This window comes from Vibrio sp. YT-19(2023), assembly GCF_033337395.1.
In genome coordinates, this window is record NZ_JAWOQN010001042.1 from 1 (window position 1) to 539 (window position 539).

The window sequence follows — 539 nt, forward strand, 5'->3', positions numbered from 1 at the left end:
CACAAGAGAAAGAAGCTCAAGAGGCAGTAACCGCTTACAAACCACTGGCGAAAGTGGAAGTGCCTTATTCGACGGGCAAGTTCCCAACAACGCGCTACTGTTTGATGGAAAGGAAGCCCAAGACTGGTCGCAAGCACCAATTGCGTCGCCACATGGCCCACTTACGTCACCCAATTGTGGGGGACACATCGCACGGTGATGGTAAACACAACAAATTGTTCCGTAACGAATTTGATTCACACCGCTTGCTGTTACATGCTTCGGAGCTGCGTTTTGTGCATCCGTTTACAAATGAAGAGCTGGTGATGAAAGCGAGTATCGACGATACGTGGCAGCAATTGTTTACTCGATTTGAGTGGGACGAAGAGCTCGTTAAGTAAAGAGGCTGTGCTCTAGCGAAGAGAAATAGAAAAGGGTTGGCATGTTTGCCAACCCTTTTTGTTGTTTACCGATTCTCAAAGGCTATTTGAGTTTTTCTAGATCCGCTTCGATCTCGGCGATCTTGCTAGAAACGACTTTTTCTAAATGGCGAAGATCAG

The 539-nt window shown here is 46.9% G+C and carries 1 protein-coding gene and 1 pseudogene; one reads left to right on the plus strand and one right to left on the minus strand.

The window, feature by feature from the left end; translation table 11 throughout:
• A pseudogene (locus R7E78_RS29915) lies at nucleotides 1-380 on the plus strand (pseudouridine synthase); the annotation flags it as partial.
• 82 nt (nucleotides 381-462) lie between these two features.
• Here R7E78_RS29915 and R7E78_RS29920 read toward each other — a convergent pair.
• The coding region (locus tag R7E78_RS29920; protein WP_318059115.1) for a DUF3461 family protein at nucleotides 463-539 on the minus strand (77 nt) is incomplete at its 5' end.